General features: G+C 42.6%; 25 protein-coding genes and 1 pseudogene. 7 read left to right on the top strand and 19 right to left on the bottom strand.

What is annotated here, in order from left to right:
• The 3 genes from RH061_RS02540 to RH061_RS02530 all read right to left on the bottom strand — a co-directional run bounded on the left by RH061_RS02540 (nucleotide 1) and on the right by RH061_RS02530 (nucleotide 3,487).
• Nucleotides 1-1,173 carry a Ger(x)C family spore germination protein gene (locus RH061_RS02540; RefSeq protein WP_311073710.1) on the bottom strand — a complete coding sequence of 391 codons (1,173 nt, stop codon included), beginning with the start codon at nucleotides 1,171-1,173 and terminating at the stop codon, nucleotides 1-3.
• A 9-nt stretch (nucleotides 1,174-1,182) separates the two neighbouring features.
• Nucleotides 1,183-2,517, bottom strand: coding sequence for a spore germination protein (locus RH061_RS02535; RefSeq protein ID WP_396654881.1), 1,335 nt, complete (start codon nucleotides 2,515-2,517; stop codon nucleotides 1,183-1,185).
• A gap of 256 nt (nucleotides 2,518-2,773) precedes the next feature.
• Entirely contained in the window at nucleotides 2,774-3,487 is a 714-nt protein-coding gene (locus RH061_RS02530) for a toast rack family protein (protein ID WP_311073707.1), read from the bottom strand.
• 584 nt (nucleotides 3,488-4,071) lie between these two features.
• Here RH061_RS02530 and RH061_RS02525 point away from each other — a divergent pair.
• Entirely contained in the window at nucleotides 4,072-4,467 is a 396-nt protein-coding gene (locus RH061_RS02525; RefSeq protein ID WP_311073705.1) for a VOC family protein, read from the top strand.
• Nucleotides 4,468-4,545: 78 nt separating this feature from the next.
• On the opposite strand, the gene RH061_RS02520 is transcribed toward RH061_RS02525, so the two are convergent.
• The 4 genes from RH061_RS02520 to RH061_RS02505 form a co-directional block, all read right to left on the bottom strand.
• A complete protein-coding gene (locus RH061_RS02520) occupies nucleotides 4,546-5,100 on the bottom strand; it encodes a hypothetical protein (RefSeq protein WP_311073703.1) in 555 nt (184 codons plus the stop codon).
• Nucleotides 5,101-5,399: 299 nt separating this feature from the next.
• Entirely contained in the window at nucleotides 5,400-6,194 is a 795-nt protein-coding gene (locus tag RH061_RS02515) for a hypothetical protein (protein ID WP_311073701.1), read from the bottom strand.
• 53 nt (nucleotides 6,195-6,247) lie between these two features.
• Nucleotides 6,248-8,305, bottom strand: a complete 2,058-nt coding sequence (locus tag RH061_RS02510; protein WP_311073699.1) for a DUF4179 domain-containing protein — start codon at nucleotides 8,303-8,305, stop codon at nucleotides 6,248-6,250.
• Nucleotides 8,306-8,486: 181 nt separating this feature from the next.
• The gene (locus RH061_RS02505; RefSeq protein ID WP_311073696.1) at nucleotides 8,487-8,690 is read right to left on the bottom strand and encodes a hypothetical protein; all 204 of its coding nucleotides are present in this window, start codon (nucleotides 8,688-8,690) and stop codon (nucleotides 8,487-8,489) included.
• Between the two features lie 366 nt (nucleotides 8,691-9,056).
• On the opposite strand from RH061_RS02505, the gene RH061_RS02500 reads away from it, so the two are divergent.
• Both RH061_RS02500 and RH061_RS02495 read left to right on the top strand, forming a co-directional pair.
• Complete coding sequence (locus tag RH061_RS02500; RefSeq protein ID WP_311073694.1) at nucleotides 9,057-9,389, top strand: PadR family transcriptional regulator; 333 nt, start codon at nucleotides 9,057-9,059, stop codon at nucleotides 9,387-9,389.
• A complete protein-coding gene (locus RH061_RS02495) occupies nucleotides 9,389-10,156 on the top strand; it encodes a DUF1129 family protein (protein WP_311073692.1) in 768 nt (255 codons plus the stop codon). Before RH061_RS02500 ends, RH061_RS02495 begins: the two co-directional genes overlap by 1 nt.
• Before the next feature lie 43 nt (nucleotides 10,157-10,199).
• Here RH061_RS02495 and RH061_RS02490 read toward each other — a convergent pair whose 3' ends face one another.
• Both RH061_RS02490 and RH061_RS02485 read right to left on the bottom strand, forming a co-directional pair.
• Nucleotides 10,200-10,466: a hypothetical protein gene (locus RH061_RS02490; protein ID WP_311073689.1), complete on the bottom strand. Its 267-nt coding sequence runs from the start codon at nucleotides 10,464-10,466 to the stop codon at nucleotides 10,200-10,202.
• Nucleotides 10,467-10,859: 393 nt separating this feature from the next.
• On the bottom strand, nucleotides 10,860-11,840 hold the full coding sequence (locus RH061_RS02485) for a c-type cytochrome (protein WP_311073687.1): 981 nt from the start codon (nucleotides 11,838-11,840) through the stop codon (nucleotides 10,860-10,862).
• A 57-nt stretch (nucleotides 11,841-11,897) separates the two neighbouring features.
• Here RH061_RS02485 and RH061_RS02480 point away from each other — a divergent pair.
• A pseudogene (locus tag RH061_RS02480) lies at nucleotides 11,898-12,203 on the top strand (NAD(P)/FAD-dependent oxidoreductase); the annotation flags it as partial.
• Nucleotides 12,204-12,296: 93 nt separating this feature from the next.
• Here the strand turns inward: RH061_RS02480 and RH061_RS02475 are convergent.
• Together RH061_RS02475 and RH061_RS02470 are read right to left on the bottom strand one after the other, a co-directional pair.
• The gene (locus RH061_RS02475; RefSeq protein WP_311073685.1) at nucleotides 12,297-13,058 is read right to left on the bottom strand and encodes an SDR family oxidoreductase; all 762 of its coding nucleotides are present in this window, start codon (nucleotides 13,056-13,058) and stop codon (nucleotides 12,297-12,299) included.
• A 102-nt stretch (nucleotides 13,059-13,160) separates the two neighbouring features.
• Nucleotides 13,161-13,301, bottom strand: coding sequence for a hypothetical protein (locus RH061_RS02470; protein ID WP_311073683.1), 141 nt, complete (start codon nucleotides 13,299-13,301; stop codon nucleotides 13,161-13,163).
• A 163-nt stretch (nucleotides 13,302-13,464) separates the two neighbouring features.
• Here RH061_RS02470 and RH061_RS02465 point away from each other — a divergent pair, with 163 nt between their 5' ends.
• Nucleotides 13,465-14,469: a DUF3231 family protein gene (locus RH061_RS02465; protein WP_311073680.1), complete on the top strand. Its 1,005-nt coding sequence runs from the start codon at nucleotides 13,465-13,467 to the stop codon at nucleotides 14,467-14,469.
• 505 nt (nucleotides 14,470-14,974) lie between these two features.
• Here the strand turns inward: RH061_RS02465 and RH061_RS02460 are convergent.
• From RH061_RS02460 to RH061_RS02430, 7 genes are all read right to left on the bottom strand, one after another.
• Entirely contained in the window at nucleotides 14,975-15,583 is a 609-nt protein-coding gene (locus RH061_RS02460; protein WP_311073678.1) for a DedA family protein, read from the bottom strand.
• A 311-nt stretch (nucleotides 15,584-15,894) separates the two neighbouring features.
• On the bottom strand, nucleotides 15,895-16,029 hold the full coding sequence (locus RH061_RS02455; RefSeq protein WP_264163862.1) for a hypothetical protein: 135 nt from the start codon (nucleotides 16,027-16,029) through the stop codon (nucleotides 15,895-15,897).
• 115 nt (nucleotides 16,030-16,144) lie between these two features.
• The gene (locus RH061_RS02450) at nucleotides 16,145-16,597 is read right to left on the bottom strand and encodes a hypothetical protein (RefSeq protein ID WP_311073675.1); all 453 of its coding nucleotides are present in this window, start codon (nucleotides 16,595-16,597) and stop codon (nucleotides 16,145-16,147) included.
• Entirely contained in the window at nucleotides 16,594-16,800 is a 207-nt protein-coding gene (locus tag RH061_RS02445; protein WP_311073673.1) for a helix-turn-helix transcriptional regulator, read from the bottom strand. The genes RH061_RS02450 and RH061_RS02445 overlap by 4 nt, the downstream gene beginning before the upstream one ends.
• Nucleotides 16,801-16,926: 126 nt before the next feature.
• Entirely contained in the window at nucleotides 16,927-17,247 is a 321-nt protein-coding gene (locus tag RH061_RS02440; protein ID WP_311073671.1) for a hypothetical protein, read from the bottom strand.
• 140 nt (nucleotides 17,248-17,387) lie between these two features.
• Nucleotides 17,388-18,491 carry an AI-2E family transporter gene (locus RH061_RS02435; RefSeq protein WP_311073668.1) on the bottom strand — a complete coding sequence of 368 codons (1,104 nt, stop codon included), beginning with the start codon at nucleotides 18,489-18,491 and terminating at the stop codon, nucleotides 17,388-17,390.
• A gap of 1,666 nt (nucleotides 18,492-20,157) precedes the next feature.
• Nucleotides 20,158-21,402 (bottom strand): MFS transporter, encoded by a 1,245-nt coding sequence (locus RH061_RS02430; protein WP_311073666.1) that lies wholly within the window; start codon nucleotides 21,400-21,402, stop codon nucleotides 20,158-20,160.
• Nucleotides 21,403-21,523: 121 nt separating this feature from the next.
• Here RH061_RS02430 and RH061_RS02425 point away from each other — a divergent pair, with 121 nt between their 5' ends.
• Both RH061_RS02425 and RH061_RS02420 read left to right on the top strand, forming a co-directional pair.
• Complete coding sequence (locus RH061_RS02425; RefSeq protein ID WP_311073664.1) at nucleotides 21,524-22,174, top strand: YdeI/OmpD-associated family protein; 651 nt, start codon at nucleotides 21,524-21,526, stop codon at nucleotides 22,172-22,174.
• Between the two features lie 15 nt (nucleotides 22,175-22,189).
• Nucleotides 22,190-22,645 (top strand): GNAT family N-acetyltransferase, encoded by a 456-nt coding sequence (locus tag RH061_RS02420; RefSeq protein ID WP_311073662.1) that lies wholly within the window; start codon nucleotides 22,190-22,192, stop codon nucleotides 22,643-22,645.
• Nucleotides 22,646-22,687: 42 nt separating this feature from the next.
• Here RH061_RS02420 and RH061_RS02415 read toward each other — a convergent pair whose 3' ends face one another.
• Nucleotides 22,688-23,212 (bottom strand): YceI family protein, encoded by a 525-nt coding sequence (locus RH061_RS02415; RefSeq protein WP_311073660.1) that lies wholly within the window; start codon nucleotides 23,210-23,212, stop codon nucleotides 22,688-22,690.
• Nucleotides 23,213-23,276: the final 64 nt, after the last annotated feature.

Here is a 23,276-nt window from a genome sequence, read left to right as displayed (position 1 = left end):
TCATCCACCCCCTATCTTGTAGTTTCCGATGCTTTGTACCTTCACTTTCGTATGAAGCTTGATTTCCGCGTTTTTCAGATGGGAGGGCCAATCCGATTTCAGCTTATTCCAATTCTCCGGACTTTCCTCGCTCATGATGAGACCTAAGCCTAAAGGATCCAGCTCATTTTTCTGTGCGATCGTAAGCAGATCCTCCACTTCTTTCTGAATCGTTATCTTGATCTGTTCCTCGAGCAGCTTGATCTCCTGAGGGTTTTCTAAATTAATTTTGCACTTTAACTGGCTAATGTCTCCCGAAAGGTTCAGATTGAAATGAAAAACATATTTGTCTTCGTATATCTCTACTTTCCCCTCTCGAGCTTTATTGCCAAAAATGCGGTAGGTAAATAGGCCATTCTCTCCCTTAGGACAGCTGGCTTCAATAGAATAACCTGATTCAACGCCCTGCAGCATCGAGACATAGGCTGCATCCCGGTAATCAAGGAATTCAACAAGCTTATTTTCTTTGAAAAGAGCCAGCCCTCCATAGGAGATATGTGTTGGACTCGTTGTCTCCAAGTTCCCCTTCTCCTTGCCGCTCTTGAGATCTCCTTCTATTTTGATAAAAGGCATGGCAATATCTTTTCCTTCCTTGATTTCGTCCACCTTGATTTCCGACGCGGTGACCGGAATGTCTCTGCCTAACTTTTGGAGGATGTTCTCAATTTCAAATGCCGAAAAACCTTCAATTGGAGAGTAAAGCTTTAGCAGTTCACTCGCACTAACTCCCTGGGCAATGACTAGATGGGCATCAGTCGGAACCTGAGCCGAATGCATCACATATTGGGTAATGTCCTGGATTTTTCCCTCACGAGCGATTCTTTCACCTAATAGAATGACTTCCAACTGTTTCAAATGCACAAAACGAGAGACATTGACAGAAATTCTTTCCAAAGCAGTATCAATGGTTCTGCCTGTTTCTTTATAAACGACATAAGGCGAGTTGGGGATCTGCGTTTTCCCCGCAATGGCCGCAGGATTGATCAATTGCAGGGAGACTTCATACCCGTCGTCTGCATAATCGATTCCCATCGCAAATGAAAAGGTCATTTCATTTAACTCATGCTTTTCTACAGGAGCAAAGAACACCGCAGCCAACGATAAAAGTATAAAGAGAGTATAAAGATATTTCACTGCTATCACTCATTTACGGCTATTTTTAAGGAGATCGTCCTTATCATATCTTTTCGTTGAATTGATGATTTTTTTTAACGAGAATCGAATAAAGGTATCTTTTAAATCTGCTTTTTTTACAGGAGAGATTGGCGATAAGTAGGGAACGCCAAAGCTATTTAATGATGCAAGATGGTTGACTAAGACAATCGTTCCCAGGATGATCCCATACAAGCCAAAAGTGCTGGCCAAAAACACAAGAATATAGCGAATTCCCTTGATGGCATTGCCGAAAGGATGAACGGGTATCGCGAAATTCAAGACATAAGTGGCTGAAATGACGACCAGTGTAGAGAGCTGGACAATTCCTGCCTCTGCTGCCGATTGCCCTAAAATGATCGTCCCAATGATGGAAAATGCCAGCATGATGCCCGTCGGCAAACGAATGGAGCTTTCCAATAACACTTCGAATATCACCATTAGTAGGATGACTTCAATGACTAAAGGGAGCGGAACGATTTGCCTTTGGGCAGCCAGACTGACAAGCAATTCACTGGGGATCAGCTCCTGATGAAATAAAACAAAAGCGATATAAAAAGGAATCAGGAAAATCGAAGTGACAAAAGAGAGTATTCGGATCAGCCTCGTAAAATCAAACATGGAACTCTCATAATAGTCCTCAGGCGAATGGAAAAACTGGATGAACAGAGCAGGCACGATCAAGACATCTGGTGACCCATCACAAACAATGGCGATCTTTCCCTCCAATAAATGGCCTGCCACCACATCCGGACGTTCTGTTGTCAACACAAGCGGAAAAGGTGTGATTTGGCCCTCGGAAATGCTTTCCTGAATGTATGACGAGTCCAAGATGGACTTCAAATGAACGGATTTGACTTTGTTCCTGACATGATTCAGAATATCGTGATCCGTTTTATCAGCTAAAAACAGAAGAAAAACCCCAGTACTGGTTTCCTCCCCCACCGTCTGATCCTCGATGCTCAATTGATTATTTTTAATGAATCGTTTGATGAGTGAGATATTGTTATTGGCTAGCTCGGTAAAACCGATTTGCGGTCCTTTTAACACCCGCTGGGACTGAGGCGGTGAAAGCGACCGGTCCTTCCAGTCTGCCGTATCAGCAGAAATACAGGAATCAGCACCATCGATAAAAATAAGCGTATTTCCATTAGACAACTCGTTCACTGCTTCTCCGAGGTCGGAAATGCGCTTAATCTTAGAAATTTCGATCGTGTTTTCAATCTGCTGAATCGGCTTTTTCGGCCAATGATCAAGCTTTAAAATCGGGCCTAGTATATGCTCCTGAATCGCCTTTTTATCAGCGATCGTATCCAAATACACCAGGCAGCCTGAAGATTTCGGCGAGAAAAAAATGAACGGATGATTAACTCTTTGTTATGATGAAAGGCATTCTGTATATAATGTAAGTTCTCTTGCAATACCTTCGAAATGCTCATTTGATCTTCATTCATATAAACACCTAAATTACTTTTTCCTTAATATTCCCTGAGGAAGGATTACTATACTGAGAGATACCAGCAGAAAAGAAAAAGGAGTCAATTCATATACGAATTGACTCCTCTCCATTATACCGTTGTGTTTACTTCTCCGTTTTAAACGTTACTTCACCAACCCCAATGTCAGCATCTAGATCGATCTTTATTTTTGCATCTTCGTAAGCTTCATTCACATACATTCCATTGCCTTTTGAAATCAAATCTTCAAATGACGATGAGCCAATTCCTTTATCTACACTGACCCTTACCCCTATATCTTTAGGAAGGATAACGGTCATCTGTCCTACTCCGGATGAAATCCGGCCATCAAAGCTTTCTTTCCAATCTCCTCCGAGATCAACGGTTATTTCACCAACCCCTGCGTTCACTTCAAGATTTGAAAGCTGTAACCCTTTCAAGTCAAGATTGGTGTCTGATGCCCCGGCATTCACGACAAGGTCTAGTGGAACATCCTCATTCAGCTTCAAATCCCATTCATTCTTCATCTTGCCAATTTTAAAATAGTCCGGCTGAGAAATCTCCACCTTGCCTACCTTCCCGTCAAGATCATAGGAAACTTCAGGTTTCATTTTCTCTGGTTCATAGATTGCGTTCCCGCTAACCCATTCATCTGCACCGTGCGCCACATCCATTTTACCGGCTCCAAAATTCAGGACAACCTCAAGCTCCTTAGCGCCGTCCTTCTCGACAACCACTTCATTATCACTACCACTATTCGCAAAAATCATGTTATTGCAACCTGACAACAATAAAACCGCAGACACTGCCGCCAAACCAAAACCGATCATTTTTTTCATATTACTTCGCCTCCAACTGATTATAGGTTAATCATAAGTCATAACCCTCAATCAATTAACAGGCTGCAGCTTTAATAAGGAGTCAGCCTCAAGACCTATATTTGGAACATTTAACCATTTTTAAGCTTACCCATTGAAATAGAGGAAGACAATGAGGAAAATGATCAGTCCGATCATGAAGACCGAACCAAGACTCGCGCTAAACACGACATACACCTTCGTGTGGAGCACAACATGCACAAATAGAACTATAAGCAAACAGACTAACAATAATATGACTACATTCAAATTCTTATTCCTATTCAAAAGATCAGCACCTTATAGTTCCAATTTCGTATGGAAGTTGTTGTCCAAAACCATTTATTCTTTATATATTTTTGCAGTACAAGTTTTATTCATGATTCACCTTCCCTTCCGAAAAATCGTGGGCCTTTCCCTGTATATTGTTCTGCGCAGTCTATTACTTGGCACAGTAGTATAAATCGTCTAAGTAGTACCATAATGGAGAAGGTATGCCAAACAGCTTTGTAGAAATTACATAATAGAAGTTGTTTTTACTTTGTTCTTATCATTAGGAGGTAATCATGGGTAGATTAGTACATTTCGAAATTCATGTAGATAACATGGATCGTGCAAAAAAGTTTTATGGTGAAGTATTTGGATGGGCATTTGAAGATTGGAGCGAATACGCTGGCATGCCTTATTTCGGAGCAGTGACTGGTGGCGAAGATGAGCCTGGAATTAACGGTGCTTTAATGCAACGTCAAGGTCCTCCTCCAGAAGCGAACCAGCCTTTAAATGGATATGCATGTACAATGGGCGTAGAAGATTACGATGTGACCGAAACAACAATCCTTAAAAATGGCGGCGTAGTGGCTTTGCCTAAATACGCTCTGCCTGGCATGGCGTGGCAGGGATACTATAAAGACACTGAAGGAAATATCTTTGGCATTCATCAGCCAGATGTAAATGCAAAATAGAGAGCAACTACAATTATAAAGGAACCCGTGACCGATAAAATAAGGGATATCAAATCATTGCGATTTGATATCCCTTTTTTATGATCCAATTCTTGTGGCTTTGTCCTTTTTCGGCCAAATAAAGTAACTCGCTGTTATCGCGGTATCAATGGCGAGAATGAATCCCCATGTTTTTAAGACAGCGAAAAGGCTTTCCGTCTTAGCCGGGTCTTTGATCAGGAAAATGATCAATCCGAGCATGCTGCCTCCAATCAGGAACGCAGCGTAGTGGCGGATCAGGTTTTTCCTTTCGTTCTGTGAAAATTCCTTTCCCCTCAGACGTTCAGGCTTTTCGCCTTTCTTCAAAATATAGTAACGAAAACGTGAATCTGCCCAGTCAATCATGCTTTTTCCATAGGCAACCGAAACGCCGATATAAATGGCCGCGATCCCGTGTGCAATGGTCGCCGTTGCCCCGCGGTACAAATCATAACTAGTAAGAGCCAGCAACAGCAGATCAATCACTGGAGTCAGAGCCAAGAAAAAGATGCTGAGCCTCTTTTTCTTAAAAACATACCGAATAGTCAGCCCCAGTATAATCACAACCCAAAACGCTATTTCACAGGCTACTATCATCCATGCTATAAAATTCAAGGGAAATCCTCCTTATTTAACTAGACAGAGAGACGGTCCTCTCGCCGCAAAAGTTACAATTTCTTATTATGACTTGGGGCACCAAAACAGTACCCAATCCCATTTAACCGAAGTGGCCCTAACCTAATGTTCCCGGTTTCTCCGCCTCTTCCCTTAACCGGGAACATATCCTAACTTTATGTGCCCGGTTTCTTTGCCTCTCCCCCTAACCGGGAACATATCCTGACTTTATGTGCCCGGTTTCTCTGCCTCTCCCTCTAACCGGGAACATATCCAACTAGACAGAGGTTTGTCGCACCTTATCTCGCTATCTCCACTTGAACAAAGTCACCTAATGCATGTGGGACGCCCAGGATCACGACTATGGAATCGTCGGTTACATAGGTGAAGGCACTTGATGAATCCATGTTATCAGCTTTGGACAATTCATTCAGGAGCTGTTCATTGCCTAAACTGGATATATAGTTCTTTACTTCATTACTATATTCTTCAGATTCATCCGAGAGAATCTTTCCTTGTTTGAACTTGTCAACAAACGCTTCGTCGACTGTGACGAGATCAGACAATGTCACTTTTTCACCTGTTTGGAGATTGACGATGGTGGAATAAGAAAGGTTGATCGGATACATTTGGTTTGTGCTTGTTAGCAGGCCTTGATACAGAAAACTGGCAACCTCTTCATCCTGAAAAGTAGTTTCAAATTTAATTTCACCGGTATATCCCTCATACAAGCCATTCTCGAAAAAATAAGTCGCACCTCTGACAATCACTTCGTTTATGTTCTCCGCTTGCACAAAATCCGGATTTGCTATCTGCGGATAATCGACCTTAATTTCCCCTTTTGTATACTGCTTTTTCACGAAGTTTACAAGCTCTGCTGCATCAGCTGCTTCTTTAGTTCCTTCCGCAGGATCCTGGTCATCTTGGGTTGTCGTTTCCACTGAATCTTGTTTCCCCGTCTCTTCCTGTTGCTGACTTTCAGCGACCTCATCATTATGATCTACACTTGACGAAGGGTTACTTTTTTCCGTGCTGCACGCCGATAAAAATAGCAAAGATACCATCCCGGCAATCATAAGCTTTTGAAATAACATATTGATTCCTCCTTATGAAACAAAGGGACAGTTTCCCGTCCCCAAAATACATATTACTCCTTATCCTGAGACACCAGAACCGTCCCCAGGTCCCAAGCTTCATCCAGGTACTTCATGATGTTATAGCCGGTTATCTGGAGTCTCATGGTTTTCTCTTCAACATCCTCTATCTTCATGCCCATTTCTGTGACGAAATAGCGTGGTTGCTCTAATTTTTCAAAATCGACTCGATCGGTGCGCATATCATATTCGACGCCGTTTTTATCAACAAGTACTGATTTGGAATCCATATGGGTGACATTGAGTTGCTGTCCTTTTTCGTCCACAAAATCAATGTGAAGGGATTCGAATTCCCTATTTTCCAGATCATCATTCCGTACAATCACTTCGGTTGACTGACCGGCCTTGGTTTTATCAATAGAAATGGTACTCCCTGCATATTCAATTTCCTGCGGGAATGCCCCGCTCAGTTCGATGCTCTTATGATCTACAATCGATAAATAGATTGAATCTAAATTGGCTCTGATGTCTTTGACTTTCTCACCATAGAGCGGGTCAAAATAGGCCTGGAATTCAGTCCAGTCACTGTCCAGCTGGTAATCCATAAAATTGCTGCCATAACGATCCGACTCTACCTTTTTATCATTCACTTCCAGCGATTTAAAATTAAGGAAGTCAATTCTCTTTTCCTGCTTTTCAGTATTGATGCCAAATTGTAAAAGAGTGACAGTTGGGGCTACAATCAACTTCTCCAGTCGGACGGCAACACCCTCGAGTTCTTTCTGTTCATTGATTTCGTATTCTGTGGAAGGCTGTTTGGTTACCGGGAATTTGAAACTCCAATCCCCTGCCTTATAGTCACCGGAAGTAAAGCCAAATGACAGTGAAGCATCGTTAGCCAGTCTCTGAAGCCTGGTAATCCTTAACTCGATTTCCCCCTGGTCATCTTTTAGCGGCCTTAGGGCTACCTTTCCATAGAATACATTCTTCTCTTTTTTGTTCATCTCGGCATCAATTTCTGGAAAAGAATAGCGTGGATAGGATTCACGATTCATTATGTCGAATTCGTTCTCGACTGCAAGTCCATCCTCAAAAGTCATGAAATACTGCTTGTCTTCCTTCAAATCATGAATTTCATAGAATACAAGCGTCTGGATGTCATCCGCAACCACACCCTTTATTTTCACCTTCACCCCGCCACTTTCAGCTTCCAGATTCAGCCTCTGCCCAAAACCCTCCTGGAGGAAGGCGCGTAACTGCACATCATCTTCCGTCCAAGCATAATAGACCTTTGGAAATGCACCGGTAATGAAGCCAATCGCCAAAATGAAGGCAAAAGCACTGACAAAGCCAAGGGCCCATTTCTTGCGTTTTTTATTCTTCTGCTGTCTATGTACCTTCTGATTTGTTAATCTCTGTTTGACGTTCTCCATTAGCTGAGGGTCCACTTCCAGGTTATTGACTCCCTCGACTTGATTCAATCTCGTCATCGCGATTTCCTGGAAACTCGCCAGATCCTCCTGACATTCCCGGCAATTATAAAGATGAATCTCGAACTCTATCTTTTCCGGACGCTCCATGCATTTTTCGAGATAATCGATATAATGCTTCTGGAATTGCTCACAGCCATGATAGTCGGCTCCATCTAATTGTTTTCTGGCTGACTGAATCCCCGAGAACAACAACTGCTTTATTTTTTCAGCCGTAACACCAAGGATTTGAGCAGTCTCCTCCAGGGTACAGCCGGCCACATATGTAAGAACCAGCGCATCCTTTTCGGTTCCATTCAGTTGATGAATGGCAGTAAACACATCCTGGCGTGGTTGCATCTCCACTGAATCTGGCAAGCTTGAAATCCCTCGAATGTTTTGAATAAAAATCGAAGTGACCCACATCTTGAATGTTGCATTCCCTTTATACCGCGGCCATTCCTTATGAACCTTCAGAATACTCTGGTAAAAAAGCTCCTCCATCTGCTGCGGGTTGCTAGTATAATACCAGCCAAGCCGATAGAAATATTCCTTATGCCTCTCAAACCAATCCACGACAGATTCAGTCCCCATCTCTTGAATTGCCGCAATCGAAATTGGCTCCATTTTTTCCAGCATCATTTTTAACTTCCCCCCTTTGGACAAAAGACCGTTCACCCATCGTCCAGACTTATGGCCCTCTCTATTTCTGCGACACCAGAACCGTCCCAACGTCTCTCAAACTCTCACCCAGACTTACAATCATAGCCGTTTCACATCTCAACTATTAGAATAATCAGTTATCTCAAACGAGACAGGCCCCTTAAGAACAACAGGCCACCGCTTTCTTCAAATCCTTCTCGCGAACCCAAATCTCGCCTTCTCTGATTTCATATTTTATCCCCGCTTCATCCAGACGCTGGGTTTGGTTATCCGTACTATCTGTCCAGTGGGTATACGATTCCCCTGTGTTGCAAGCCGCTAAAAGAACCAGCACGCTAAAGCTTAAAATAAGCTTTTTCATCAAAATAAAACACATCCTAACTCCTTATCGTTATTTCCACGATACCACAAAATGGCAGGCAGAGACATAGTTTGGACGACAGCTTTGGACATTATTTGGAAAATATAAACCATATAACCCTTGCATTGCAAGATACCTTAATGTATAGTTGGTATATATCTTGCAATACAAGGTACTGATATTTGCACACAAGCCTTGTGATACAAGGTCCTTTTTTTACAATAAAGCCTTGTAATACAAGGTAGTGATAGTTACGATCCATTTCTTTAATACGAGATGACCTGCAACAATATAAGTTACTTATCCAATGCCATGCAAGATAAGTAACGTATTACCTCGCAATTCAAGTTACTGAAAGGAGCCCGTCAGATGGCTGATACGACGCAAATGCTTAAAGGGATTCTCGATGGATGCCTTTTGTCCATAATCAAAGAGGGCGAAATTTATGGGTATGAATTGGCTGCCAAACTAGAGTCCTATGGCTTTCATTCTTTTAGCGAAGGAACGATTTATCCCCTTCTGCTGCGGATGCAGAAAGAGGGCCTGGTAAGCACAACCTTAAGGAAATCGACTGCTGGACCAAAACGGAAGTATTATTCATTGACGGAAAAAGGCGAACAGGAATTGGAGCAATTCGTCCATCGGTGGACGCAACTGAGCTCCTCGGTGAACAATGTATTGAACAAAGGGGGAAATAATTGATGGTTTCGAAACAAGCAGAGCAATTTTTAGTGGAACTGCGGATGTATTTGATCTCAAAAGGAAAGAACGACCAGGAAATCAATGAAATTACCGAAGAACTTGAAGTCCATTTGATGGAGGCGGAAGCAGCCGGCAAGGATGTCAGCCATATCATCGGAGACAGTCCGAAGAATTATATGAAGAGCATTGGCGAATCGATGAAAACCGATTATCGTCAGCTAGCAGGCTTGGTTCCCTTGATGATCCTGCTGATATCAGCATACTTAAGTATCGGCCCTGCCATTGAAGGAACTTTCTCCTTATCACAAGGGACCATTTGGTTTGCGCTAGTCATCAGCTCCATAAGCATCCTGGTTTACGGTGCATTCTTATTCAAAATCATGCCGAAAATCTTTCATTCTAAATGGGGTTACGTGATATTTTTCGGGATCTCCGTAATCGTAACCGGAATAATGGTAGCAATGATGTTATGGTACAAAACACAGGAGTTCGAAGAGATCTTCGTCGCAACGCCAGCGCAAAACAACCTGATCATAGTCCTGTGTGCAGCCATTTTCATCGGTGCAGCTCTCTATACCAAAACCTGGTTCACGGTATTGATTCCTTTATTCCTCTCCATGGGTCCCATTGCGACAAGATTCGTACCAGAAGAAGCAAACAATGACCCGCTATACATCACGATCACCATCATCGCCTTCGTACTAGCATCATCTGTGGCCATAGCCATCTTTATTTTTCAGAGCAAGAAAGATCGAAAAAAGGTTTAACTACCACGAAAGGAGCTCAACTAAGTTAAGCTCCTTTCTGTTTTCACTGAATCTCATGATCAGGATAAATCAATTCATGGTCGACAAAAATCCGGCACTCTACGGTGATCGCACCACCAAGGCTGACCTTGATAATCTGGTCTTCACCTTGATTATTCCTGATTACCCCGTTCAACGTCGCCCGATCAAAAGCAAACCCCAGATTCTGATCCTGTAATTTTCCGTCTACATACAGCTTCTCCCCGCTAAACCACGTATTCTCCACTTGTATATGATGGCCACCGTATGTAACTTCAAACACTTTCTTCATTTCCATCCCCCTATCCTTTCTTTTTATACGAATAGGGAGTTCATAAGTTCCATGAAAAGCCTCCAACTGGAAAAAATCAGCGAAAATTTCCAAGTCGCTAATAAAAATCGATTTTCGCGAGTAAACCGCTCATTTTCGCTAATAAAATCAATTTTTCGCTAATAAATCTCTCATTTTCGCCAATAAAAATATTCTTTCGCCCATAAACAAGACAGGCAGTTGAATGCTGTTATGTGTAAACGATTTAAACCCAATTTCTAAGTAAAATTACACTGTCTGCTTCATTTTTTTCAAAAATCACTCATAAAAAACACTAATTCAATACGGTCTGGACCGGCTTTTCACCCTAACAAAGGGACATGAGAACCGCCCCATGTCCCACCATCTAACTATTTAATCCGGCTGTACAACATTATCAATCTCAGACCAATCGAATGTCCCTTCGCGTATCTTTTCACGCCGGTCTTTTGTGATGATATCGGTTGGGCGTCCGCCTTTTGGCCAGTCTTTATCATGCCCTTCCCAAACAGGTCGCTCATGGGAGAGGATAAAAGCTGCGAGATCTGCCGCTTCTTGGTCCGTCAGGGTTCCACCGTTTGGCGGCATATTATTCTGAATATACCCGACGATTTTTGACATCCGGTTCATCCCCGCACCATCATTGAAGGAATTGTCCCCCCATAAAGCCGGGCCCACAGTAGAGCCTTTTCCTTCACCATTTTGTCCGTGACAGGAGATACAGGTTTTTTCAGTGTAGAGCTTTTCACCATTTTCGATACTTGGCAGCGGAATCTCTTTCATCGTGTTCTGCATTCTCCATGGAAGCTCCGCGCCAACTTCGATGCCATTAGAAATATAAGTCAGGTAAGACATCATTGCCCGCATTTCCTTACTGTCTTCAGCAATCATTTTACCGTTCATGCTGCGCACCATGCATCCGTTAATTCGATCCTCCAGTGTAAAAACTTCCCCTTCCCTAGGGCGATATTGCGGGAATTGAGTCGTCACTCCCACCATCGATGAGGATTGGGCCAGCCCGGCATCTGCATGGCAGCTTGAACAGGATAGCTGATTTCCTACGTATTCATCCAAAACGGTATCCGTTTCATGGAAAACCTTCTGGCCATATTCAATATACTCAGTCATCGGGTTTTTCGGATCCAGGTCCTCCATTGAAGGAGGATTATAGGCAATTTCACCATCTGCCTGATTCCCGTCTTCCTTATTGCTGTCATCCGCCTGCTGATTCGTATTTCCCCCCGCATTCTTGCTTTGCGCTTCTTCCGGGTCCTTATTGGCACTGTCATTACTGCAAGCTGCAAAAATAAACATAATGGCAATCATCAAAAAGCCCAACCATTTAAACTTGCGCATCTTCTCAACTCCTAAGTTCATTTGATACCATTAGCTTCTTTTTTCAACCTCATTTTTATTCATCAGGAACGAGACAGCAAACTGATTCATAAAAAAGACAAGCTGTTCGATGAGTTTAACTCCTGAGGTCAAATTCGAACCAGAATATTACTTGGCGGCATTTTACGGAGGGACAGCGGACGGACTTCCGATTATCGGGGTGTATGATGAGTATCCGAGTAGCTACTTCCTTTTGGCGTTTGCGACAACGGAACGGTATACAGCCAGGTGCTGGCGAAAATCATTGCCGAAGACATTGTAACAGGAAGCAGCCCCAACCTTGAGCTGTATTTGCGGAACAGGCCGCATACTGACAAATGCTAAAAAAAGAGGAAGATCAGTAATCATAAGCAAGCAGTTACGAGTAAACCAAAATAAAGATGGCTCCTCTATCATCCAGAGGAGCCATCTTTATTTTTAAAATGCAGAGGTCCAACCGCCATCGACGGTGAGAACGGTTCCGTTCACAAAGCTGGACTCTTCACTTGCCAGGAACAGGGCAGCTTGTGCGATTTCTTCCGGCTTACCGGCACGAGGAGACAATGAATGGGCCATGCCTGCACGTGACATGCCGAATTCATTGATGTTCGTCATGCTTGAGCCAATATTGGTCTCAACCGCACCCGGTGCAATTGCATTGCAGCGAATGCCTTTTTGCGCATACATGAAACCCGTATTCTTGGTTAACCCAATCACCGCATGCTTGGATGCGCCGTATGCTGCTCCCGCATGAGCTCCGCTGAAGCCGCCAGTGGAAGCAACATTGATGATAATCCCCTTTTCCTTCTCCAGAAAAATCGGGATCGCTTTCCGCATTGCGCGCATAACGCCTTTCGTGTTTACTTCGAAAATTTTGTCCCATTTTTCATCAGCAATGTCACCAACCGGCTCAAACCCATCCATAATGCCGGCATTGTTCACAAGGATATCCAGCGTTCCAAACTCCTGAACCGCTGTATCGACCATATTCTCCACATCAGCCAATTCAGCCACATTCACCTTCAGAGCCTTAGCAGTTCCACCGCTTTCGGCAATCCCCTTTGCTACCACTTCAGCACCTTCACTATTAAAGTCAGCGAGAAGAACCTTCGCCCCTTCACGAGCATAAAGCTCCGCTATCGCCTTCCCCATACCAGATGCCGCACCCGTTACAACCGCCACTTTTCCATCCAATTTCATACGAATTACCTCCCTTGTCATATAAAAAAAGTTTCTATACACTACCTATTATAAATTACCTCCTGGAAGCTATCTTAACCGTTTTGTGAATAATTAGTTAATTTAAGAAATTAAAAAAGAAGCATTGGGCAGCACCTTCCACCCAATACTTCCTTCCCACCCAACCGGTATCTCAATCTTTTGATTGTAGTTTTTCTCATAATGGATCCCTTCGATCAGCAGATTCTCTGGCATGACGAACAATATTCATCCCCTCACCCCACTCCTATGTTAGAGTCGTAACTATGTAAAAAAGTTCATTTTTTTTAAAAAATTCCTGTAGAGCTAAACTGAAGTAATGAAAACACACTTATAAATTGATTATATATTGGATTAAAGGAGGAAATAATACCAGGGAGGTGAAAACATGGATAAAGATAAAATACAGCTTACGTCTTCTGAGATTGGAAGCTTGTGGGGCGAATATGTAAACGGAACAATGATCGATGCAGTAAATAGATATATGTTCACCATAATCGAAGATGAAGCGATTAAAGCGATTTTTGAGGATGCCATTTCGAAATTCGACCGCCAAAAGAAGCAATTGGTTACATTTCTAGAGAATGAAGGATTCCCGGTTCCCGTCGGATTTAGTGAAGCTGATATCAATAAAGGGGCAAAGAGATTGTTCTCCGACATCTTTTGCCTGAATTATTTACATATCATGACAATTCATGGATTGACTGGCCATAACACCGCATTAGGCGTTTCTGTCAGAAAAGACTTACGGGATTTTTACGATTCATGCGATAACGATGGAAAAGAGATGTACCACAACACAATTGAACTATTGCTTGAAAAAGGCAGTTTTCAAAGAGATCCTTTATTTTATCCTAAGAAGGCCCCTGAATTTATTGAAAGTGATGATTTTACAGATGGGATTTTCGGTAAAGGCAGGAGCCTATCTGCCACAGAAATTATCAGCATTTCCTTCAACATCAAAAAGAATATTATGGCTAAGACTCTGTCGATTGCTTTTGGCCAGGTTGCTCACTCCAAGGAAGTAAGAAAATTCTTATCGGATTCTGAGAAGACAGCTGACCAGCAAATTCAGGCTTTTGCAAAAATCATGCACGAAGATAATCTGCCAGTCCCCCGGTCATGGGAAACAGAAGTCACAACATCGAAGGAAGCTCCTTTTTCAGACAAGCTGATGATGTATCATACCGGCTTCTTATTCCAGGCTGCCCAAGTATATCATGGCACAGGCCTGGCCTCCGCCATGCGCACCGATCTTATCAGAACATATGAAACCATCGTTCTCAAAAACCTGATGGTGACAAAGAAATGGTTCGATATTATGACAAAAAATAAATGGCTGGAACAACCACCGCTTGCTCCAAACCGAAAAGAACTCGCAGATGGGAACTAAAAGCTGAAACGTCCTTCCGCAGATGGAGGGACGTTTTTATTTCGCTTACTTTCGCTTAGCTATAAAACGCAAATAAAACATAAAGAGAACAATCAAGACCATCGCATAAAACGATACGGAACGATACCAGACATTCTTCAACTCAGTCCAAAAACTCATGCCGCCCTGTTCTGGGGGCAGAACCGAATAAACCGATACTTCAACATAGAACAGACCAAGGAAAAATAAGAATAAAGGAACAGATATAACCCAAACTAAACGATTGCGATGGAACTCATCAAATGCCTCCTTTTTTTCAACTGAGTACTTGAATTCACCCGCATTTATTGAAATTCAACAAAAAAGGTGCAATCCTCCAACTCAAATTAATGAGAGCATTCACTAAACCAAATGAAGCTCCCGTTGAGTCATTTTCCTTCTAATTTCAATGCTTACCTCGTACCCCTGTTTCGGCTTAACTTACCACAAAAAACGCCAAGAGCTTCATAAGCTCTTAGCGTATCCGCTATACTTTCCTCTTTCTAAAAACCAACACAATTAACAGGCTGATTGAGATCAGCACTAGAATGATATAAATAAACTGAGAGTACACATCTATATACGCAACAATTTCTCCCCAGGAAGCTCCGACAGTTGCACCTAAGTAAACAAGGACTGAATTCCAGATCAACGTACCAATTGTTGTAAACAGCAGGAATGTTCTAAATGCCATTCCTGATATGCCAGCGGGAATGGAAATCAGACTCCGAAGCAATGGAATAACACGGCAAAATAAAACCGTCCATGCCCCATATCGGTCAAACCAGGAATCTGCTTTGTAAATATCATTTTTGGTTACCCGAAGAAGATAGCCCCATTTATCAACAATCCTCCCCAACTTTTCCACGCCCAACTGTCTCCCTAGTCCATATAGCAATACAGCCCCCACCAGTGATCCCACGGTGGAAGAAAGGATGACGCCCGCAATACTAAGATCCGTAGAAGCAGTCATAAATCCAGCAAAAGTTAAAATTACTTCGGATGGTATTGGAGGAAAGATGTTCTCAAGTGCAATCAAGAACATGACACCCGCATAGCCAAATTCCTCCATGATCCCAATTAACCATTTTTCCATGTCATTCTCCTTAAGTTTAATAATCCTTCAATAAAGAAAAAACCTTTACCATATTTCCGGCAAAGGTTTTTCAGACAAAAAAGACCCTTACCGCTAATATGGTAAAGGTCTTGCTAACAACAATGGTTGCCAACAAAGCCGAGAGTCATGAACTCCGTAATGACGACCTTGCTGTAAAAGCTACTCCCCTTTAGGAGTATTCAATTATTAAGTAAATATTAAATGCGTATGCAAAGCTTGTCAACAAATAATTGGATGCCCATCGGACATTCTCTTCCCCTGATTTTATAAGCTTCCATCTTGTGTCGCCTTTACTTCATCTTAGCCAGCTTATTGGTGATTTCCGCGATTTCCTTCTCGACCTCGTAAAGATTCTTCTGCATCCGGTCCCTGCGAGCTGTTAGCACGCTAAGCTGTTCTTTCAATTCCTCTTTAGATCCGCTCATTCCATCGTCCTCCATGATCTGTTTTTAGATAGGAAAAAGGACTTCCCCAGAATATTATGTACAGTTGGTAGGGCTCTAAGTATTGAAATGAACATTTGGTAAATCATCACTTATCTCAAGAACGGACAACAAAAAATAAGTAGGAAACCAAAACACCGACCCATTGGACCGTGGCAAATAAAAAAATCGTTTCCGTACTGTAGTTTGGGTCGCTTAAAAGCATGAGCATGAGAAAAGGTATCATCATGATGGATAAAATCCCGGCTACCAACAGGCTTTTCGCTAGTATACTCACTTGATATTCGTCGTATTGCTTCATCCTTTTTACAAGAATAAGAACGATAATCACAATCGTTAATCCGATGATTAAGTAGCCAATGTATTTCATATTCCCTGTCTTTAAAAAGTCGGACCATCCATTCCAAAAATCCGAGTTCAGCGTTTTACCATGCGAAAGCATACTTGTAAATTCCATATGACCAGCAGTAAAAATAAAAAAGAATGAATAGATGGCAGACATGAAACCAATGAAAATGATATTAATGGCGGGGTGTTTCAGTATACTCACTTTCGCTCACTCTCCTCAAATTCAAATAAATCCTCAATCGTCATATTAAAAAATTTCGCTAAATCATAGGCCAGCCAGATGGAAGGATCGAATTTATTCTTTTCAATCGCATTGATCGCCTGGCGCGACACATTTACCTTTTCACCCAGTTGCGCTTGGGTCAGGCCGAATTGTTCCCTATAGTGTTTGACTTTGTTTTTCAAGATGAATACCTCTCCTCATGTAAGGTTAACCTTACATATAAATTACAAGTATTTCCTTTTAGTGTCAAGTAAACCTTACACCTATCTTCAAAAGAAAAATGCTTTCCCTCATGGAAAAGCATCACTTTACCTTTTGTTAATTCTTTTTATCTTTTCATTTTCAATCATTATTTTCCCGAAGAAACCTGCTACTTCAAGGTCTAATTGATAGGAAGGATCTTCAAAATTTCTATAGGTATTATTTATTTTTGTAATGAAAATTCCTGGTGCATAGCCTCCACGTACTGAGTTCATTAAAATTTTTTCATTACCTTCTTCTATTTGAAAAGCTCCGCATTGTTCATCCAGGCACTGCACCTCATAAGTATCTTCCATCCAAATCGCAAAATCAGCTTCATTCGGCTTATTTATGATCGCGATTACAGCAGCAATCATAACAACCGCCAATAGTATCAGCCACTTTCCGCTTCCTCATACCATCCCTCCCCACTTTGCTGGATTACCTAATGGCATTCGTATTAAAAAAGCGATAGAAGCTAAAATACAGCTCTATCGCCCAAAGACTAATCCAGGATTCTCATGTTAGTTTATGTTGCCTCGGTGGTAATTGTTGCCCTTTTCCGTGCTCTTAAGAACCGGACAAGATTCAAGACGATTGTTTTTGAGACCGCATAAGTTGGAACGGCTAACACCATCCCCAGTACGCCAGCCAAATTTCCAGCTGCCAGTAAAATAATGATAATCGTTGCCGGATGAGTATCCAGGGTTTTACCAAGGATAAGCGGCGACAGCAAGTTCCCTTCGATTTGCTGGGCCGCAAGGATGACGATGACCACCAGCAAAGCTTTTGTCGGTGAATCGAAGAACCCAACCAGTACGGCTGGAGCTCCGCCAATAATCGGTCCAACATAAGGAATGATGTTTGTGAATGCGACGATTAACGCCATAATCAAGGCATAGCGCAAATCAATGATCAAGTACCCGATAAAAGCCAAAATCCCAACCGCAGAGGCGACTGTCACCTGACCCTGTATATAGGCGGAAAGTGTTTCGCCCGTCTCCTTCAGGATTTTCAGCCCTTCATCACGATAATCTTTCGGTATGAACTTTGACACAGCTTGCGGGAACCTGTGCCCATCCTTGAACATGTAAAACAATAGAAACGGCACTGTTACCAGGATGATCGCGATATTGGTGACAATTCCGAGGAATCCTCTCAATCCATTCGTCAGCTTGTTCGGCAAAGTATTCGCATACTCAATCAATCGCTCCTGAACCGTATCAATCATTTCCCGCTGCTCATCCCTGAAGCTTTTAAACTCTGAAGACTGTACAACATCGTAAAAATACTCCGTCGTTTTATCCGCGAAAACAGGAAGATCATTCGCAAGCTCTGTCGCCTGCTTGGAAACAGCTGGAACCAGATTCCCAATCGCCAGAACCAAAAGCGCCCCGAACACCACATAAATGATCAAGATAGCGATCACGCGCGGCACTTTCTTCCGTTGCAGAAAATCAACCACCGGATTCAGCAGGAAATAAAGGAAGCCCGTGATCAGAATCGGAAAGAACACCGTCGAGATGAAAATCCCGATTGGCTCAAACATAAAGGAAATCTTTGTAGAAACATAAATAATGGTCAATATAAGCAAAATTTGAATCAGCCAAAACTGTACTCTCGATTTTTTCAAAATATGTACCCTCTTGCTTTAGATTATTTTGGTAAAAGTATACCAAAATTTCAGGTTAAAAGATAATGTTTTCCAAACCAGAAATCCCGCTCATGCCACCTTTGCTCCCTCACCTAACCTCTTACTTAAAAACGAAAAACAAATTGGCGTTATGATTGTCAACGCGCCAATGGCCAGGGTGGCTCACCATAGTCCTGCTTCTGACAGCTTTCCTTCGTTTGACGCCAAACCTGTCTTAAGTTCGCCTTTCTTCTGACAGCTTTTCTTCATTTGACACCAAACCTGTCTTAAGTTCGCCTTTCTTTTGACAGCTTTTCCCCGTTTGACGCCAAACCTGTCTTAAGTTCGCCTTTCTTTTGACAGCTTTTCTTCATTTGACGCCAAACCTGTCTTAAGTTCGCCTTTCTTTTGACAGCTTTTCTTCATTTGACGCCAAACCTGTCTTAAGTTCGCCTTTCTTTTGACAGCTTTTCTGCGATTGGCATCAAACCTGTCTTAAGTTCGCCTTTCTTTTGACAGCTTTTCTGCGATTGGCATCAAACCTGTCTTAAGTTCGCCTTTCTTTTGACAGCTTTTCCCCGTTTGGCATCAAACCTGTCTTAAGTTCGCCTTTCTTTTGACAGCTTTTCTCCGTTTGGCACCAAACCTGTCTTAAGTTCGCCTTTCTTTTGACAGCTTTTCTGCGATTGGCATCAAACCTGTCTTAAGTTCGCCTTTCTTTTGACAGCTTTTCCCCGTTTGGCATCAAACCTGTCTTAAGTTCGCCTTTCTTTTGACAGCTTTTCTCCGTTTGGCACCAAACCTGTCTTAAGTTCGCCTTTCTTTTGACAGCTTTTCTGCGATTGGCATCAAACCTGTCTTAAGTTCGCCTTTCTTTTGACAGCTTTTCCCCGTTTGGCATCAAACCTGTCTTAAGTTCGCCTTTCTTTTGACAGCTTTTCTCCGTTTGGCACCAAACCTGTCTTAAGTTCGCCTTTCTTTTGACAGCTTTTCTTCATTTGACACCAAACCTGTCTTAAGTTGAGCTTTTTTTTGACAGCTTTACGGCAATCATTGCCAAACCTGTCACGATTTCCTCTTTTTCTTGACAGCTTTATCTCTCCAGCAATCAAACCTGTCACGATTTCTTCTCTTTCTTGACAACTTTACCCCGCCAGCAACCAAACCTGTCACGAATCCCTCTCTTTCTTGACAGCTTTACCCCGCCAGCAACCAAACCTGTCACGATTCCTTCTCTTTCTTGACAGCTTTACCCCGCCAGCAACCAAACCTGTCACGAATCCCTCTTTTTCTTGACAGCTTTACCCCGCCAGCAACCAAACCTGTCACGATTTCCTCTTTTTCTTGACAGCTTTACCCCGCCAGCAACCAAACCTGTCACAATTCCTTCTCTTTCTTAACAGCTTTATCTCTCCAGTAACCAAACCTGTCACGATTCCTTCTCTACTTTGACAGCATTACCCCGGCAGCACTCAAACCCGTTATAACCTCAACTATCCATCCACCCTGCGCTCAAAAAAATAACCGCCCCGAGGTCTTTTGTCCCCCCGAGCGGTTACACCAACTAAGCTTTTACTTTGACCGTTATCTTTACCGACTGGAACTCCGCCTGTTTCGAGTGTAGCATTCCATGCATTACTGAACTTTTCACAGTTGTGATGTTATTTTACGTTTCACTCACCACAGGAACAGGTTCTCCTGCTTCAAGCAGCACTTTGTCACGGCCTAAAAACACTGTAAGAATAAGGATGAATATACCCGTTCCGATTAGCAGCCATTCGATATCAATGAAATCCGCCATTGGACCGAAGACCAACATTCCAAGAGGCATCATTGAGGTTGAAATCATCCCCATGACGCCAAAAACTCTTCCTAAGTAATTCTCTTCGATTTTCTCCTGTAATAACACCGTAGTTGGCGTATTAAAGATTGGCATGGCAATTCCGAATAAAGCCATGAAAGCCAGGTATAGCCAGAAGATAGGAACAATCCCTAACGCTAAAGTACAGGCTCCCATAATAAAACCTGCGAATGCCATTGTCTTCACTTTATTTTTAAAGCCGCCCCATGTAGCGATGATTGCTCCACCTGCCATCATGCCAATTGAAAAGGCAATTTCGATTGCGGTCAGCTCCCAAACATCACCGCCAAAGCTGCGTGTAACCTGCAATGGCGTTAGGAACGCCGCAGGTGCCATGAGCGCGAGGAAAATGGCAAAAAGCAGAAAGAATCGCTTCAGAAACGCCTGACCGTTCACGTATTTGATCCCTTGTTTAAAATCGCTAAAGTAGCTGGTCGTTTGTTTTTCCGCTGCCTTTTCATGAACTGATATTTTTAAAAAGGCTAACAAAGTGACAATCGCGATTGCAGCCGTAATGACGTCGATAAAAAAGATGACCTCAAGTGAAGCCATTGCCAATAGAGCGGCACTGACCATTGGCGATACGAACATGATGACAGCTTGAATGCTTCCATTCGCACCGTTCACCTTTGTCAGTTTATCCTTTGGAACAATCTGCGGTAAAATAGCCCCGACCGCTGGCGTTTGAATTCCTGTTCCAAGAGCCCGAACCGCTGCCATGACAAACAGCAGCCAAACGGAGTCATACCCCATCAAAAAGAGAATGGCCAGAATCAACGTCGAGATAGCAATAAGGCCATCAGATAAAACAATCAATATTTTCCGATTATAGCGGTCCGCCCACACCCCTGCAACGGGTGACAATAAAAAGGTGGGAATGAACCCGCAAATGATGAACAGGGTCATCATTAAACCAGATTCCGTGGTCAAGGTGATATGCCACATGATCGCGTATTGAACCAGGGACGATCCAAATAAGGAAATCGTCTGGCTGCTCAAAAAGAGGATGATATTCTTTAACCAATCCTCCCTGAGATTTTCATTTCCCATGCCGAACACTCATTTCTTAATTTTTATATGATTTAGCCATTGCATCATACCACTTTATATATTCTATAATAAAGATAAAAATCAATAGGTACATAATACTTTATAGCCAAAGGAGTAAATTATGACAATCATAGATAAGTTGAATCTGACTAAGTATAGGAATCTGGCTGTTCTCAACCAACCAGGTGATTATGATCTTTTCGATGGTTATAACACCAAAATTTCCGAAGATCATGATGGTATTTTCATTTTCGTTCAGAGTATTGAGGATATGGTAGATCACACAAAAAGAATCATTAATGGGGAGAGCTTGCAAGAAAAAGGTTACTTATTTTTTGCTTACCCGAAAAAAGGGAACAAACGATATGAATCCTATGTACATAGAGATGAGATTTTCCCAGCCATGAAGGTTGGCGAAGACGGTTATGTGGAAAATAGCGATATTAAATTTTCGAGAATGGTCAGTATGGACGATGTGTTTACTGTCGTAGGATTAAAGCGTGAAAAAAAGCGAGCCCAGAAGTCAATAGCTGCAAGCCAGTGTGTGGCTGATTATGAGGCTCATGTCATAGACATAGAAAAACTGCTTGCGGACCATCCAACTGAACTTAAATTTTACAAAGAGCTGACACCTGGCTATCAAAAAGATTGGGCGCGTTATATTTTTTCGGCCAAGCAGCAAGCAACACGCGATAAACGCCAGGCACAGATGGTCGAGGTCTTATCGGAAGGGTATAAAACCATGGATCTATTCCGTCAGAAAAAGAAATAGAGTCGGGAGTATAGGATGAATATTATAGTTGATGACCTAACAGGTTCTGCAGTGGTTTCATTGATTGGAGAACATTTGCAAGGGATGGAGCTTCACTCCCCTCCCGAGAGCATCCATGCTCTGGGGCTTGATGAGTTAAAAAAACCTGAGATTACCTTTTGGACAATCTGGGAAGGCGAGCAATTAATGGGTTGTGGTGCATTGAAAGAGCTTGATTCCCAGCATGGCGAGCTTAAATCAATGAGAACCTCCAGCGCTCACCTCCGAAAAGGCGTCGCACAGGCAATGCTCGAACATATCATCACGGAAGCCAGGGAGCGCGGCTATTCAAGATTGAGCCTGGAAACTGGTTCGATGGAGGCATTCATCCCTGCAAGGAAGCTCTATGAAAAATACGGCTTTGTTTATTGCCCTCCATTTGGGAATTATTCGGAGGATCTCAATAGTGTATTTATGACTATGGAACTGTAAAGCAAAGGGCGGCTTCCTCTTGGATAGCCGCCCTTTTTTCCATTATGCTGGATTTACTTCTAGTTCTACTTTGATCTTGATATCTTTGCCGACTAGAACGCCGCCTGTTTCAAGTGGAGCATTCCATGTAAGGCCGAATTCTTCACGGTTTACTTTTGCTTCTGCTTCGAATCCGTAAACTTCCACGCCCCATGGGTTTGTGCCTTTGCCGCCGTATTCAACGTCGAATGTGACTGGCTTTGTTACGTCCTTGATTGTCAGGTCGCCAATTACTTTGTAATCATCGCCATCGCGAGTGATGCTTGTTGATTTGAAATCGATTGTTGGATAGTTTTCCACATCAAAGAAATCTGCTGATTTCAAGTGATTTTCGCGGTCCTCGTTGCGTGTGTCGATGCTTGCTACATCAATTTTGAATGCGATTGACGCTGTTGTTAAATCAGTCAGGTCTGCTGCTTCAACGTCAGCTGTATACGAACCGAAATTTCCCTTTACCTTTGATACCATCATGTGTTTCACTTCAAATCCAACTGCTGAGTGCGCCTGATCTACTGCAAATTTAGCCATTCTAAAATCCCCCTGTTTTGTTTTTATCTCGAATTCGAGATATTATCTCAAAAAAATAAATCTC

It is taken from the genome of Mesobacillus jeotgali, assembly GCF_031759225.1.
In the GTDB taxonomy this organism is placed as follows: domain Bacteria; phylum Bacillota; class Bacilli; order Bacillales; family Cytobacillaceae; genus Mesobacillus; species Mesobacillus jeotgali_B.
This window is presented reverse-complemented; position numbering and strand designations above follow the sequence as displayed.